Raw genomic sequence first — 13,813 nt, 5'->3', positions numbered from 1 at the left:
GCGGACTGTCACATCATCACTGCCAGCCCGCTATCAACCTTGGTAGAAGCAGCGGCCGCAGGCCTGGCGATAGCTTTCGTTGCCGCCGATGCTGATCTGCTCGCCGTCGCGGATGCGCTTGCCGCTGTCGTCGACGCGGATATTCATGGTCGCCTTCTTGCCGCAGGTGCAGATATTTTTGAGTTCTTCGATATCGTCGGCCAGGGCCAGCAGGTAGGCCGAGCCGGGGAAAGGCATGCCGCGGAAGTCGGTGCGCAGGCCGTAGCAGATCACGGGCACACCCTTGATCTGGGCCAACTGGTGCAGCTGCACCACCTGCTCGGTGCTGAGGAATTGCGCCTCGTCCACCAGCACGCAGGCGACCTTGTCGATCTCGGTGAGGAAATTGGTGTCGGGACCGAAGGTTTCCACATCGCGCTGCGGTCCCAGGCGGGACGTGACCTTGCCGACGCCGTAGCGGTCGTCGATGGCGGCCGTGAACAGGCGCACTTGCTGGCCCTGCTCTTCATAGTTGTGCGCGACCTGGAGCATGGCGGTCGATTTGCCCGCGTTCATTGCGGAATAACGGAAGTAAAGTTTTGCCACAGCTGCCTCTTGTGAATGGGGCTTATTGTCCGCCAGCCAATCCGGCGGTATGCGATTATAAAACGGTATGAACGGTATAGGCCAAAAAGCATTGCGAACGGAGGTGGACAGATGAGCGTCGAGATCGCGGAACTACCCGAATTCAAGCTGGCCGGCCTGGCGTTTGCTGGTCCCTTCCCCATGCTCAGCGCGGAAATGCCCAGGCTCTGGGGCGACTTCCTGCGCCGCGAAGCCGAACTGGGCGGCGAACGCCGCCTGCGCTATGGGGTCAGCCTACAGCAGCATGGCGGCATCATGCTCGAATGTATTGCCGCCCAGCTCGACGACCTGAACGCCCTACCCGCCGGCATGCTCGCACTGCGCATCCCGGCGCGGCGCTATGCCATCTTTACCCATATCGGGCCGATGACGGCCGTGCAGGCCAGCTATCTGGCGGCGTTTCGCGCGCTGGAAGACTCCGGCCTCCAGCTCGACCGGGAAGCGCCGCGCCTAGAACGCTACGACAGCCGCTTCATCCCCACGGTGGACGAGGCGCAGCGCGCCGCCAATGCCTACGACATCCTGTTGCCGCTAGCGTAATGCGAGCCACACGCTCCCGTGCACAAGCAGGAAAATCAGCGCATACTTGTTAGGCAGACATCAGATTTTGCATAACGATAGGCGAAATGATTCCTTCCCACTGAACGGCGGGCGCGCCTAAGATGCGCGCTTTTCACGGCTATGGCGGACACAATCCGCCGCGCCAGCTTGACGCAAGGAGACAGCATGCAACGCAAACAGCAGGCCGCACTGTACAGCTTGATCGGCAACACGCCTCTCGTCGAGGTCACGCAGCTGGATACCGGCCCCTGCCGGCTCTTCCTCAAACTCGAATCCCAGAACCCCGGCGGCTCGATCAAGGACCGCATCGGCCTTTCCATCATCGAAGCGGCCGAACGCGACGGCCGTCTGAAACCGGGCGGCACCATCATCGAAGCAACGGCCGGCAATACCGGCCTCGGCTTGGCCCTGGTGGGCCGCATCAAAGGTTACCGCGTGGAACTCGTGGTGCCGGACAAGATGGCCACCGAAAAAATCCTGCACCTGAAAGCGCTGGGCGCCATCATCCACACCACGCGCTCCGACGTCGGCAAGGGCCATCCCGAGTATTACCAGGATTACGCCGCCCGCCTGGCGCGCGAAACTCCGGGCGCCTTCTTTGCCGACCAGTTCAACAACCCGGCCAATCCACTGGCGCATGAAACCAGCACCGGCCCGGAAATCTGGGAACAGACCGGGCATGAGATCGACGCCATCGTGGTGGGCGTCGGCTCCTCTGGCACGCTGACCGGCCTCAGCAACTTCTTCAAGAAGGTGCAGCCCGGCCTCGACTTCGTGCTGGCCGATCCGAAAGGCTCGATCCTGGCCGAATACGTGGAAACCGGCCACCTGTCCGACACCAGCGGCTCCTGGGCCGTGGAAGGCATCGGCGAGGACTTCATTCCCTCGATTGCCGACCTGAGCGGCGTGAAAAAGGCTTACACCATCACCGACCAGGAAAGTTTCGACAGCGCGCGCCAGCTGCTGCGCGCCGAAGGCATCCTGGCCGGCTCGTCCACCGGCACCCTGCTGGCGGCCGCGCTGAAATACTGCCGCGAACAGACCTCGCCGAAGAAAGTCGTGACCTTCGTCTGCGACACTGGCACGCGCTACCTGTCCAAGGTCTACAACGATGGCTGGATGGTGGACCAGGGCTTGATTCAACGCCCGCGCACGGGCGATCTGCGCGACCTGATCGGCCGCCGCTTCGACGAGGGCGAAGTGGTCAGCGTGTCGCCGTCCGATACCTTGCTGATCGCCTTCAACCGCATGCGCGCCGCCGACCTGGCCCAGCTGCCGGTGCTCGATAACGGCAAGCTGGTGGGCATCATCGACGAATCGGATATCCTTCTGAAGGTCGACAATCAGGCCGAGCAGTTCACCAGCCCGGTCGGCGCCACCATGACGGCCCGCCTGGAAACGCTGCAGCCGAACGCCAGCCTGCAAGCGCTGCGCAGCACGCTCGACCGCGGCCTGACCGCAGTGGTGGCCGACAGCCAGCACTTCTATGGTCTGATTACGCGCTTCGACCTTCTCAACCATCTTCGCAGGACCATATCTTGAGCCAAGCAAACGACCGCAAATTCAAATCTCACCTGGCCACGCGCGTGATCCACGCCGGCCAGTCGCCCGACCCGTCGACCGGCGCCATCATGCCGCCGATCTACGCCACCTCGACCTTCGTGCAGGAGAGTCCGGGCGTGCACAAAGGCCTGGACTACGGCCGCTCGCATAACCCGACGCGCTGGGCGCTGGAGCGCTGCGTAGCCGACCTGGAGGGTGGCGCGCAAGGCTTCGCCTTCGCCTCCGGCTTGGCCGCCATCGCGACCGTGCTGGAAATCGCCGACGCTGGCTCCCACATCATCGCCGGCGACGATATGTATGGCGGCAGCTACCGCCTGTTCGAGCGCGTGCGCCGCCGCAGCGCCGGCCACGAGTTCAGCTATGTCGACCTGACCAAGCCGGAAAACCTGCTGGCCGCCCTGCGTCCCGAAACGCGCATGGTGTGGGTCGAGACGCCGACCAATCCGATGCTGAAACTGGCCGACCTGAAAGCCATTGCCCAAATCTGCCGCGAGCGCGGCATCATCGCCATCGCCGACAATACCTTCGCCAGCCCGCTGGTGCAGCGCCCGCTGGAACACGGCTTCGACATCGTGGTGCACTCGGCCACCAAATACCTGAACGGCCACTCCGACATCATCGGCGGCATCGCCGTGGTGGGCGGCGAGGAACGCCAGGCCAAATGGCGCGAGCAACTGGCCTTCCTGCAGAATTCCGTGGGCGCCATCGCCAGCCCGTTCGACAGCTTCCTCGCCCTGCGCGGCGTGAAGACGCTGGCGATCCGCATGGAACGCCACTGCCGCAGCGCGCTCGACCTGGCGCAGTGGCTGGAGCAGCAGCCCGAAGTGCGCAAGGTCTACTATCCGGGCCTGGCCTCGCATCCCCAGCACGAGCTGGCCAAGCGCCAGATGGACGGCTTTGGCGGCATCATCTCGATCGACCTGAAGACCGATCTGGCCGGCTCGCGCCGCTTCCTGGAACGCTGCGAAGTCTTCGCTCTGGCCGAAAGCCTGGGTGGCGTGGAAAGCCTGATCGAGCATCCGGCGTTGATGACGCACGCCACCATCCCGCCAGCCCAGCGCGCCGAACTGGGCATCGGCGACGGTCTGATCCGCCTCTCGGTCGGCATCGAAGACGTGGAAGACCTGCGCCAGGATCTGCGCCAGGCGCTCGACGCGATCTGAATTGGGGAAAACACAGTAGCGCGATAGACGTTGTGCCGGTACTGGCAACGTCTATCCGCTTCGCTAGTGGCAAGGGCTACCCATACTAGACAGGTATGCGCCTTAGGCGTATATTCGACAATGCTCACAGTCGTTGAAACCTTGTTGTTCCAGCGCCAGTGGCCTCATTACTGGACCGAAGAGGAGCGAGGAGCCTTCGCGGCCTATATCGCAGAGCACCCAGATGCAGGCGACGTTGTCCCCGAATCCGGCGGAATTCGCAAAGTGCGATGGGGTCGAGCAGGCACGGGAAAGTCCGGCGGTGTTCGGGTTATTTATTACATACGCTCAGCAAAAGGTGAACTTATTTTACTCACCTTGTACGCGAAGGCGGAGACAGACAACCTTACCGGCCATAAGTTGAAAGAGATCCGTCGTGCCCTCGAAGAATAGCCCCCTTAGCAAATCCGAACTGGATGTCTATGAGTCCTCGCGCGACTTGGCGGCTGAGCTGCTACAGTCCGTGCGAGAAATGAAGGCCGGTCACGTTCAAGTGGTTTCGTCGCCGATTATCGAAGCTCGTAAGAAAACCGGGCTATCTCAATCACAGTTTGCGACACTTTTGGGCGTATCGCTGCGTACCTTGCAGGGCTGGGAACAGGGCCGCAAACAACCTAGCGGTGCTGCTCGTACTCTGCTGGCAATTGCCAGCACCAATCCCAAAGCCCTTTTGGCCGTTGCTGGCCATCAAATCACGACAAGCCAGGAAAATCCTCCCACTCGATAATTCCAACTCGGCATATCAATCCATGAAACATCGTCTCGCATGCGTTTTCTTGGCTTCGCTATTTTTCTCTCCATGTGTACCCGCTGAAACCGCCCAGGAATCGTTTTCATTGAAAGAGGCTATCTATGCCAATCGTGGAAATGGGCCTGAAGAGCGGCTCGGCGACCTGTCGGTATGTGTGCAGCTCGTCCATGGCGCCAAGCCCTTGATTGCGTTCAGCATTGCCATGCCGGATTCCGGACAGGTTCTGCAAATCGAGGCTCCGCTGAATCTGCAGGCAAATGGCGATATGGCTTTCCGCTTCGATAATGACGGCTGGGGTAACTCCGGCGTGGGAACCCTTAGGAAGGCCAGTGGCAAAGCTCAGCTGACCATCGAGCCAACGGCGGCGGCACCGGATGCAATCAAGAACATCCGAAGAAACTATGGGACATATATGCTTCCCAAAGGAGAATGCGCTGCGCGCATCATCCATTGACTCAATACGCGCTTGAGCTTTTATCCAGCCGCACCCTGGGCACGAAACTGCTTGCGGTAGGCCGAGGGCGAGGTGCGCAGGGAAGTCTGAAAATGCTGGCGCAGCGAGAGGGCCGTGCCGAAACCGGCTTCCTGCGCCACGACTTCAATAGCGGCATCGCTGCCTTCGAGCATGCGCTGGGCCTGGGCCAGGCGCTGGCTTAGCAGCCATTGCTTGACCGAGGTGCCTGTCACCTGGCGGAAGTGGCGCGTGAAATTGCGGCGGCTCATGGCGGCGCGCGCGGCCAGGGCGTCGATGCTTTGTTCGTCGCCGAGGTGGCCCGCCATCCAGTCCAGCACTTGCGCGAACCGTCCCTCACTGTTCGATACGGGCAGCGGCCTTTCGATGAACTGGGCCTGCCCGCCTTGCCGGTGCGGCGCCACCAGCAGGCGCCGCGCCACGCTATTGGCCAGCTCCGCGCCTGCCACTTGCCGCAGCAGGTGCAGGCAGCAATCCAGGCCCGCCGCCACGCCGGCCGAAGTCAGCACGTCGCCATCATCGACATACAGCACTTCCGCGTCGACCTTCACTTTCGGATAGCGCTGCACAAGTCCATCGGCGAAAGCCCAGTGGGTGGTGGCGGTGCGGCCATCGAGCAGACCAGCTTCGGCCAGCGGGAAGGCACCCAGGCACAGGCCGACGATGCGCGCGCCGCGTTGATGCGCGCGGCGCAGGGCATCGAGCAGCACGGACGGCGCGCTGCGGCAGTCGTCATGCCAGGCGGCCATGATGACGATGTCGGCCGCCTCCAGCAGGCTCAGATCATATTCGGTGGCGATGGAAAATCCGGCCGCCGTGCGCAGCGGCATGGCGTCCGCCGAGCACACGCGCACGTCGAAAACGGGAGCCTGGCCTTCCGGCACGGTGCCGAAGACGGCGCAAGGCGCGGCGACGTGGAAAGGCGTAATGCCGTCGAAGGCGATCACGGCAACACGAATAGGCTGCGATGGCCGGGTTTTGCGGGAAGTTTTGGGCATGGCCCGATTATATCGAAGATATGCCTTGAGGCCACTTTTCGCGTGCGCTGTGCCGGATGAGAATGCTGCTCACCGGGAACGCAACGCCCCGCCCCTCAACCGATAAAGGAGAACACCATGTCCACTACCCCGCGCCGCGCCCTGCTCGTGATCGACGTGCAAAACGAATATTTCACCGGCGATCTGCCGATCGAATATCCGCCCGTGGCGACCTCACTGCCGAATATCGTGCAGGCCATGAAGACGGCCAAGGCCCAGGATATTCCCGTGATCGTGGTGCAGCACGACACGCCGGAAGGTTCGCCGATCTTCGCCAAGGGTTCCGCTGGATGGCGTCTGCATCCGCAAATCGCGGAACTGCCCATCGACCATCACGTCAACAAAACGATGGCGAGTTCCTTCGCCGGCACCGGCCTGCGCGAGTGGCTGGCGGCGCGTTCCATCGATACGCTGACCATCGTCGGCTATATGACGCACAACTGCAACGCCAGCACCGTCTTCCAGGCCGCCCATGAAGGATTGACGGTCGAAGTGCTGGACGATGCGACGGGCGCCCTCTCCTACCAGAACGCGGCGGGCAAGGTCAGCGCCGAGGAAATCCATCGCGTCTTCAACACGGTCTTCCACTCCAACTTCGCGGCCGTGGTCAGCACGCGGGCGTGGATCGCGGCTGCCAGCAGCGGCGAGGCACTGGAACGCGATAATCTGTATGCCTCCAACCTGCGCACGCGCCGCTAAGTTCAGGGCTTCCTGGCCGGATCGCTGACATTGAAAACGCGCCGCACCAGGCTTTCCAGCGCCAGGAACACGCCTTCCACGCCAAAGCCGGCGACAAAGGACAGGGCTGAGCTGCTCAGCGCCCAGCTGCCCAGCAGCGCTGCCTCCTTGCCGCCGGCTTGCGGCGAGGGACTGATGAACAAGGCGATGCAAGCGCCTATCGTCGCACCGAGCGCCAGTTGCAGGAGCGCCAGCGAGAGGTCGCGCGGCGACAGCAGGCTTTCGCGCATCTTGGCCCACAGGTCGCGCACCACGGCCGCGCCGGCCCCCAGCACACCATAGAACAGCGGCAGCACCGCCGTGCCCACGACCATGGTGACGATCTGCGCCAGCTCCTCGGTATTGCCTTGCGCGGCGGGAGGCGGATAGAACATCCGGCCACTGCTAAGTTTAGCCTGTACATATTGATAGACGTCGATCCAAGGCTGCAACCAGTCACCCAAGGCATCGTGGGCGATCACGATCTGCCGCTCGATCGCGCGCTTGCGGCTGCATAACTGGTATTCCTCGGTGCTGCGGTAAAAGGGCGTAGCGTCTTTCTCGAACAAGGAACAGAACTGCACGGGACGGCTGGCGTTGCGCGCCCTCGCCTGGCCAGGCGCATCGGCCCGGGCCGGGATCGCCATCGGCATCGGCGCGGGCTGGCCGGTCTGATGCTCCTGCTCGTCGGTGGCAAATTTCAGCTCGGCCTCGGCGATGGTTTTTTGCAGGACGGCTTCCTTGACTTTCAACTCGTCCAGATGCTGGAGGATCACATTGCCGCCCGTGATATGCCAGGACATCACGCAGGTTCCCATCAAGCCCAGCACCAGCAGCAAGACGATGCAGCTCAGCCACAGCTTGAACTTGATCGCCACATGCACCAGGCCGGGAAAGGCGTGGCGCGCCAGGGTCAGGCGGGTCGGCTTATCCCATGAACGGCTGCTGTTGCGCTGCACCGGCAGCGCCACCAGCGCGTTGCCGACCGGGACGGCGGCGCCGCCGTTGCTCGCCACCGTCCCCGCGTCCACCGCTTGCGGCGCGGAAGCGCCGGCGTCCGGCGGCGGCAGCGCCAGCGTGGCTTCGCGCGGCCGGGTCCAGTGCCGCCACAGATTGCCGATGCCGGTCATCCAGGCGCTCCAGCTGCGCCGGTTGCCCTCGCCGACGACCAGCAGCGTGAAGGCGATCGTCATGCCGCTGGCGGGACGCGCGGCGGCGTTCAGCTTGTCCTTGGCGCACAGCAGCTTGTAGGCTTGCTCGGCCTTGCTATTGTCGCTGCCGTCCGCTTCCAGGCCGATCTTGCACAGTTCCAGCACGTTGGGAATGATTTCGTCGGCAAAGGTCTTGGGCTGCGCGTACCAGCTTTTGTCCCAGCAGCCCGAGATATGGTCCAGCAGTAGAAAAACTTCGTTGAGTTCGCGGACGAAGATGAAATCCTCCAGCCTTTGCGCGTCGAGGCTGGGCTTGCCGCTGTCTGGCGTGCTCATGATGTGCTCCCGGTAGTCGCTTGCTGTTGACTATTCTGCGCCGCCGGAGCGAGGGAACAGCGCTGGCGTCAAACGGGACTTTGCGCCAGCGCAAACCGGACTTTATTCGCCGGGGTGGTACTTGCGTTCCAGATTTTTTTCCACGTCTTCGCGGTAGAACAGCACCTCTTTGAACTCGCCGCGCGCATACATTTCGGCCTGGTCCAGGAAGTGCGGCGAGGCTGGGTCGCTGCTTTGACCACCCGCCAGGATGCTCTTGGCGCGGATGCGCGGCCCGAATTCGACCGCCGCCACGAAGCTGTTGCCGCGCTCGCCATAAATGCGGCGCGTTTTCGGCGGCGTCAGCGGACCGTAGGCGGCCAGCGCGCCCCAGTTGCCGGAAGCGTAGGGCACGGGAATGCTGGGCTTGTCGTCGTCGAAGGCTTGCACGATGTCGCCGCTCAGGCGCTGGAAGCGGTTGATCTCGCCCCAGGGCGTCTTCCAGCTGCCGAAGTCCGATTCCAGGCGCGCCGAGGCACGCGTCAGCGCTTCCAGACGCTGCTGGGTATTGATCTGGCTGCCCAGATAATCGAGCACCGGCATACGCTTCTCGCGCGCCGCCGCACCGTGGGTCTTGACCAGCTCCTGCAGCCAGTAGATGGCGAGCGAGGTCGGCACCGAATTCAGGCTGTAGCGCATATTCCAGTCACGCAGCAGGGAAATCTGCTCGGTCAGACCGGCTTTCAGCAGATCGCTGGCCGGCGATTCGTCATAGGCGCGCACCAGCTGCGGCAGCAGCGGCTCGAAGGCGGTCAGCTGGCTGTCGTAGGCGGCGGCGATCAAGCTGTCGAGCGTGAAGTCCTGCTGGTTTTGCAGCACGCGCACGGCGTGGATGCCGCGCGCGTTTTCCGGATACACCGACATATAAGCCGGATAGTCCTGGCGGCGCGGGCTGTAGGCGCCGGCCGCCGAGAACGGCCAGTTATTGGTGTTCTGAATCCAGCCATTCTTCGGATTGAAGAGCTGGATGGTGTCCTTCACCGCGTGCAAGCCCTTCCAGTCGGTGGCGGGGTTGCTGCCATCGACTGGCTTGGTGTAGTCGAAGGCCGCATCGCGCACCGGCACGAAATTGCCGTGGAAGTAAGCGATATTGCCATCCGCATCCGCATACACGGTGTTGTTGGACGAGTTGGTGCGCAGCTCCATGGCCTTGTAGAAGGCGGCGTAATTGCGCGCCTTGGTGCGCACATAGGATTGCGTGAGCGCCTTGAGCGGCTCGTTCATCAGGGCCACCGCCACCCATTTGCCATCCTGTTCGCGCACGATGGGGCCGTGGTGCGTGAAGTAGGCGGTGACGGTCTTCTCGGCCATGCCCTGCGCCGTCTTGTACGGCAGGCGGATCGCCACCGCCTTGACCGGACGCTGTTCCTTGCCATACTGGTAGAACAGCTTGCCGTCCTGCTCGACGATGGTTTCCACGAACTCGTCGATCACATCGGCACCGCCCGAGGTGTGCATCCAACCCAGGCGCTCGTTAAAGCCCTGGTAGACGAAGAACTGGCCCCAGGTCACGGCGCCATAGGCATTCAGCCCCTGGCGGCTGACCACATGGATCTCGGGCCGGAAATAGAAGGAAGTATGCGGATTGATCATCAACAGCGCATGGCCAGACTTGCTCAGCGCCGGCGCGATGGCAAAGCCGTTGGAGCCGCTCGGCTCCTTTTCCATGGCCAGCGCCGGCAGCACATGCGGCCGCTGCGGCGCCTTGGAGTAGAAGGCTTCCAGCTGTTTGAGGTCGATCGATTCGATATCGCCGCCGATACTGCCTTCGCTGAAACTGAGCGCCATCCACGGTTCAAAGCGGGTCAGCAGACGCGGCTGCACTTCGGGATGCGTATGCAGGTAGAAGTTCAAGCCATCGGCCCAGGCGCCCATCAGCTTTTTCAGCCAGGCTGGGCTGGCCTGATACTGGCTTTTGAGCAGCTCGGGCGTGATGAAGAGCTTCATGCGCAAGTCCTGGTACAACGCCTTCTCGCCTTCGACCTCGGCCAGGCGGCCCATGGCATTGATGTAGTTCAGTTCGATGCGCTTGAAATCATCCTCGGCCTGCGCATACACCATGCCGAACACGGCATCGGCGTCGGTATTGCCGTAGACGTGGGCAATGCCCCATTTATCGCGCAGGATGCTGACGCGCTCGGCGGCCATTTTCAGGCGCAATGCCTCGATCGCACCGACGCCGCCGGCGCGGGCAGGCGCGGCCGGGGCCGCGATGACGGCCAAGGGCATGGCACAGGCTAGGGCAAGCGCGGAACGCGACAGTCTCGGCATGGGGCTTTTTCTCCGTATGTTTTTATATGGCGCGCGCTCAGGACGCGTCGACCAGGGTGGCGATGCGTTCGCGCAGTTCGGCGTTTTCGGCGCGCAGCGCGGCGTTCTTGTCTTTGAGCTGGGCCACTTCCAGGCGCAGCTGCTCGACTTCGCTCGGGCCATCCCACGGGGCGCCGCTGTGTCCGCCCTCGGCTTCGCCCTCGCCCTCCGGCACGGCTTTCGGCGCTTTCGGCGGACGCGAAGCGGCGCGCTGCTCGCGGATTTCGCGTGCGGCCTGCTGCAGGAATTTCTTGCCGCCGGCCACGGCGGCCACCTGGTCGGCGTCCGGCAACGAAGCCACCGTAGCGGCGGCGTTGATCGAGATGGTGCCGGCGCGCACCGCCTCCACCAGCTCAGGCGTAGCCGTCTTCTGGATTTTCTCGATCTGGCTGATGGTATTGCTGCTCAGGCGCGCGGCGCGCGCGATGTCCTCGCGCGAAGTGCGCACCTTGGGCGCCGGCGCGGCCTCGGCTTCCGGCTCGGGCGGCGCGATGCTCGCGTCCTCGGCCTGGATGCGGGCGTTATCCTCTTCGGCACGCTGGGCCAGGATATCTTTCTTGCGCAGCGCCAGCACGCCGCGCTGGAAGTCGGACACGCTGCGGCGGCCGAGGTGGTTATCGATCATCCACAGCATCACGTCTTCCATGCTCTTGAAGCTGGTGTTCTGCGTGACCTTGAAGGGAATGCCGTGCTTTTGGCAGATCGCGTAACGGTTGTGGCCATCGACCAGCACATCGTCCCAAAGCACGAGCGCATCGCGGCAGCCTTCGGCCAGCAGGCTGCGTTCCAGCGCGCTATGCTCCGCCTCGGTCAGCGGCTCGATATAGTCGCGCAGCATATCGTTGATCTTGATTTGCATTGATTTAATCCTTGAGTAACCGCGGCGCGGCGCACTGCCGCGTGTTGCGACAGCGGGGCGCCAATTTCGCCGTCCAGAATCCTACACCATTTTTATGCGGGTTTTAATATGGCAGCGGATGGGAGGGGGCGCTGCGGCTGCGCGGAACAGCGCAGATGAAGAGAGACGTGGTGCCCCGGGCCGGAATCGAACCGGCACGGCCTTGCGGCCAACGGATTTTAAGTCCGGTGTGTCTACCAATTTCACCACCGGGGCACAGCCCGCTATTATGACATGGCTGAACAATAACTTCCAGAGCGGGGCTGGAAGCCTGATGGCTTAAGGGGTTTGCGGCGCCAGGCGGGCCAGCACATCGGCATTGAGCAGGGCCAGCATGTCGTGGCGCTTGCGCATTTCGGAGCGCTTTTTGGACGGCACGGCTTCCAGCTCGGGCGGCTGCAAGGCGCTGCAAGCGAGTTCGTAGTCGCCGTCAGGGCGCGCTATGGCACCCATTTCCAGCCACAGGCTGTCGTAGCAAGCCTTGATCTTGCCGTCGCGTAGGGCGGTGCGTGCCGCCGTGCGGTTCTTATTGCAGACTAGGACCATGCGCGCGCAACCGCTGGCGTGGCCCAGGTGACGCAGCAGGCGCACCAGCAGGCTCTTGGGGCGCAAGCCATGCAGTTCGCGGGTCGCTTCGCGCATCAGTTCCAGGCCCGCGCCGCAGGATGGTCCCTGGATGCAGCCGACGCCGATCTGCATATGCGGACCATCGTTGATGAAGGAAAACGCTACCGAGCAGACCAGCGTCCCATCGCGCCGCAGTTGCAGCACCAGTTCGCCTTCCCGCTCCATCGGCACGATGGCGCACAGCTCGATGCTATAGGGCGTGCCGCTCTTGCCGGCGAAGGCCGCCAATTGCACCGGGCCGCGCGCGGCTTCGGCCACCAAGGCGCCCAAGCCCTGGCGCAGAATGAAGCGGTAATGGCCGACCAGGGCCGCCAGGCGTTCGCGCCGGTTCATGCGCTGACTGAGCCAGGGACGGTAAACCTTGTGGATCAGGCGCGGCTGAGCATGCGCCAATTCGCGCAGCATCTGGTCGGAGTTGAGCATGCCGAGCCAGTCGCGCGTCATGCGGAAATGCGCCAGCGCGCGCGTATGCAGCTTCAGCGCCGCGGCGAAGTGCGAGAGCGGCGATTTCTTCTCCAGACCGACGGTCAGAGTGATGGGCTGCATGGTTTGTCTCCCGATTATTTGTTTCTTTTGCAGAAACATTGTTATACATTCCCGAAACAATACGTTACAAGGCCACCGATAGTATCGGCCTCTCCCGGGGGTAGCAATTGGTAAGTTGCGTAAGGTTTTTACGTAATTCTTTATGGCAATATAAAAAGCAGGTGGGCCACGAACACTGTCGTGTGGAAATTACGACAGGGCTGAATACTTGCGGGGTAAAGCGTTGTATAATGCTAAGCATAGTTTTCTTTTAGAAACTATTTAGCGATCACTACGATCCCACGCCTTGCCGGTGCCACGGCAAGCTCATCCACAATCAGGAAGAAAGATGAAGAAACTGACGACGCATGCCGCCGCGATTGCGTTGGCCGCCGCCACCGTGTTTGCCGCCCCTCTGGCCCACGCCGCCAAATGGGTCGAGATCACCGCACCGAAAACCAGCGGTTTTACCGTGGGCTCGGGCAAAGTAAGTTATGGTCCTATCGCCGCCGCCTCGGTCTGGGTGTTTGACGGCGAGAACATCAATCCGCAAAACCCCGCGAATATCGAATCCCTGGTCGAAGGCTTGTTCAAGCTGCCGTCGACCGGCAAAGGCTCGCTGCAACTGGTGGGCGCGAAAGACCTGGCCAACAGCAAAGCCGGCTCGTTCAAGGTCGGCGCCAGCTTCGATTACCTGGCCGTGCACTATGGCCGTGGCGAACTGGTGTTCCACTGGGATAAGCCCGTGGCAGCCGATACCCTGTTCACCTTCAGCGGCCTGCCGCGCGGTTCGAGCAACTATCGCGCCTTCAGCAGCATTTCGGCCGTACCCGAGCCGGCCACCTACGGCATGCTGCTCGGCGGCCTGGGCCTGATGGCCTTCATCGCCCGCCGCCGCAAGCAAGGCTGATCCCCGCCCCCTCTGCTCAGGCGGCTTTGCCGCCTGAGCCAGCGCAAAGTCCGTCTTCTCCGCTTGTCCGGCACTGGTGTTTTCACCGGC

At 62.8% G+C, this 13,813-nt stretch carries 14 protein-coding genes and 1 tRNA gene; 8 read left to right on the top strand and 7 right to left on the bottom strand.

Going from position 1 to position 13,813, the window contains the following annotated elements:
• Nucleotides 1-33 precede the first annotated feature (33 nt).
• On the bottom strand, nt 34-585 hold the full coding sequence (locus FHS03_RS21160; RefSeq protein ID WP_183442912.1) for a thymidine kinase: 552 nt from the start codon (nt 583-585) through the stop codon (nt 34-36).
• Between the two features lie 111 nt (nt 586-696).
• Between FHS03_RS21160 and FHS03_RS21155 the strand changes: the two genes are divergently transcribed.
• The 6 genes from FHS03_RS21155 (at nt 697) to FHS03_RS21130 (ending at nt 5,155) form a co-directional block, all read left to right on the top strand.
• A complete protein-coding gene (locus FHS03_RS21155; protein WP_183442911.1) occupies nt 697-1,164 on the top strand; it encodes a GyrI-like domain-containing protein in 468 nt (155 codons plus the stop codon).
• A gap of 186 nt (nt 1,165-1,350) precedes the next feature.
• Nucleotides 1,351-2,727 carry a pyridoxal-phosphate dependent enzyme gene (locus FHS03_RS21150; protein ID WP_183442910.1) on the top strand — a complete coding sequence of 459 codons (1,377 nt, stop codon included), beginning with the start codon at nt 1,351-1,353 and terminating at the stop codon, nt 2,725-2,727.
• A complete protein-coding gene (locus tag FHS03_RS21145) occupies nt 2,724-3,911 on the top strand; it encodes a trans-sulfuration enzyme family protein (RefSeq protein ID WP_221208208.1) in 1,188 nt (395 codons plus the stop codon). The genes FHS03_RS21150 and FHS03_RS21145 overlap by 4 nt, the downstream gene beginning before the upstream one ends.
• 120 nt (nt 3,912-4,031) lie before the next feature.
• Complete coding sequence (locus tag FHS03_RS21140; protein ID WP_183442909.1) at nt 4,032-4,343, top strand: type II toxin-antitoxin system RelE/ParE family toxin; 312 nt, start codon at nt 4,032-4,034, stop codon at nt 4,341-4,343.
• Entirely contained in the window at nt 4,327-4,677 is a 351-nt protein-coding gene (locus FHS03_RS21135) for a helix-turn-helix domain-containing protein (protein WP_183442908.1), read from the top strand. The genes FHS03_RS21140 and FHS03_RS21135 overlap by 17 nt, the downstream gene beginning before the upstream one ends.
• A 22-nt stretch (nt 4,678-4,699) precedes the next feature.
• Nucleotides 4,700-5,155, top strand: coding sequence for a hypothetical protein (locus FHS03_RS21130; protein ID WP_183442907.1), 456 nt, complete (start codon nt 4,700-4,702; stop codon nt 5,153-5,155).
• 20 nt (nt 5,156-5,175) lie between these two features.
• Here FHS03_RS21130 and FHS03_RS21125 read toward each other — a convergent pair whose 3' ends face one another.
• On the bottom strand, nt 5,176-6,132 hold the full coding sequence (locus tag FHS03_RS21125; protein ID WP_443094322.1) for a GlxA family transcriptional regulator: 957 nt from the start codon (nt 6,130-6,132) through the stop codon (nt 5,176-5,178).
• Nucleotides 6,133-6,288: 156 nt separating this feature from the next.
• On the opposite strand from FHS03_RS21125, the gene FHS03_RS21120 reads away from it, so the two are divergent.
• Complete coding sequence (locus FHS03_RS21120; protein ID WP_183442905.1) at nt 6,289-6,909, top strand: cysteine hydrolase family protein; 621 nt, start codon at nt 6,289-6,291, stop codon at nt 6,907-6,909.
• A gap of 2 nt (nt 6,910-6,911) precedes the next feature.
• On the opposite strand, the gene FHS03_RS21115 is transcribed toward FHS03_RS21120, so the two are convergent.
• The 5 genes from FHS03_RS21115 to FHS03_RS21095 all read right to left on the bottom strand — a co-directional run bounded on the left by FHS03_RS21115 (nt 6,912) and on the right by FHS03_RS21095 (nt 12,834).
• Nucleotides 6,912-8,414, bottom strand: coding sequence for a hypothetical protein (locus FHS03_RS21115; RefSeq protein WP_183442904.1), 1,503 nt, complete (start codon nt 8,412-8,414; stop codon nt 6,912-6,914).
• A gap of 102 nt (nt 8,415-8,516) precedes the next feature.
• Nucleotides 8,517-10,724, bottom strand: coding sequence for a penicillin acylase family protein (locus tag FHS03_RS21110; RefSeq protein WP_183442903.1), 2,208 nt, complete (start codon nt 10,722-10,724; stop codon nt 8,517-8,519).
• Between the two features lie 37 nt (nt 10,725-10,761).
• Entirely contained in the window at nt 10,762-11,622 is an 861-nt protein-coding gene (locus FHS03_RS21105; RefSeq protein ID WP_183442902.1) for a hypothetical protein, read from the bottom strand.
• A gap of 168 nt (nt 11,623-11,790) precedes the next feature.
• Nucleotides 11,791-11,877: transfer RNA gene (locus FHS03_RS21100), tRNA-Leu, on the bottom strand.
• Between the two features lie 63 nt (nt 11,878-11,940).
• On the bottom strand, nt 11,941-12,834 hold the full coding sequence (locus FHS03_RS21095; protein WP_183442901.1) for a DUF535 family protein: 894 nt from the start codon (nt 12,832-12,834) through the stop codon (nt 11,941-11,943).
• A gap of 328 nt (nt 12,835-13,162) precedes the next feature.
• On the opposite strand from FHS03_RS21095, the gene FHS03_RS21090 reads away from it, so the two are divergent.
• Nucleotides 13,163-13,723, top strand: a complete 561-nt coding sequence (locus tag FHS03_RS21090; protein ID WP_183442900.1) for a PEP-CTERM sorting domain-containing protein — start codon at nt 13,163-13,165, stop codon at nt 13,721-13,723.
• Nucleotides 13,724-13,813 lie beyond the last annotated feature (90 nt).

Origin of the sequence: Pseudoduganella violacea, assembly GCF_014191875.1 — a bacterium.
GTDB classification, from domain to species: domain Bacteria; phylum Pseudomonadota; class Gammaproteobacteria; order Burkholderiales; family Burkholderiaceae_D; genus Rugamonas; species Rugamonas violacea_A.
Note: the sequence above shows the minus strand (reverse complement) of the source record. Positions and strands in the feature narration are given on the sequence as shown.

Bases quoted from the DNA above. Each gene is read 5' to 3' on its own strand.
- FHS03_RS21155 (WP_183442911.1), top strand. From the start codon at position 697: ATGAGCGTCGAGATCGCGGAACTACCCGAATTCAAGCTGGCCGGCCTG.
- FHS03_RS21150 (WP_183442910.1), top strand. From the start codon at position 1,351: ATGCAACGCAAACAGCAGGCCGCACTGTACAGCTTGATCGGCAACACG.
- FHS03_RS21140 (WP_183442909.1), top strand. From the start codon at position 4,032: ATGCTCACAGTCGTTGAAACCTTGTTGTTCCAGCGCCAGTGGCCTCAT.
- FHS03_RS21130 (WP_183442907.1), top strand. From the start codon at position 4,700: ATGAAACATCGTCTCGCATGCGTTTTCTTGGCTTCGCTATTTTTCTCT.
- FHS03_RS21120 (WP_183442905.1), top strand. From the start codon at position 6,289: ATGTCCACTACCCCGCGCCGCGCCCTGCTCGTGATCGACGTGCAAAAC.
- FHS03_RS21115 (WP_183442904.1), bottom strand. From the start codon at position 8,414: ATGAGCACGCCAGACAGCGGCAAGCCCAGCCTCGACGCGCAAAGGCTG.
- FHS03_RS21110 (WP_183442903.1), bottom strand. From the start codon at position 10,724: ATGCCGAGACTGTCGCGTTCCGCGCTTGCCCTAGCCTGTGCCATGCCC.
- FHS03_RS21105 (WP_183442902.1), bottom strand. From the start codon at position 11,622: ATGCAAATCAAGATCAACGATATGCTGCGCGACTATATCGAGCCGCTG.
- FHS03_RS21095 (WP_183442901.1), bottom strand. From the start codon at position 12,834: ATGCAGCCCATCACTCTGACCGTCGGTCTGGAGAAGAAATCGCCGCTC.
- FHS03_RS21090 (WP_183442900.1), top strand. From the start codon at position 13,163: ATGAAGAAACTGACGACGCATGCCGCCGCGATTGCGTTGGCCGCCGCC.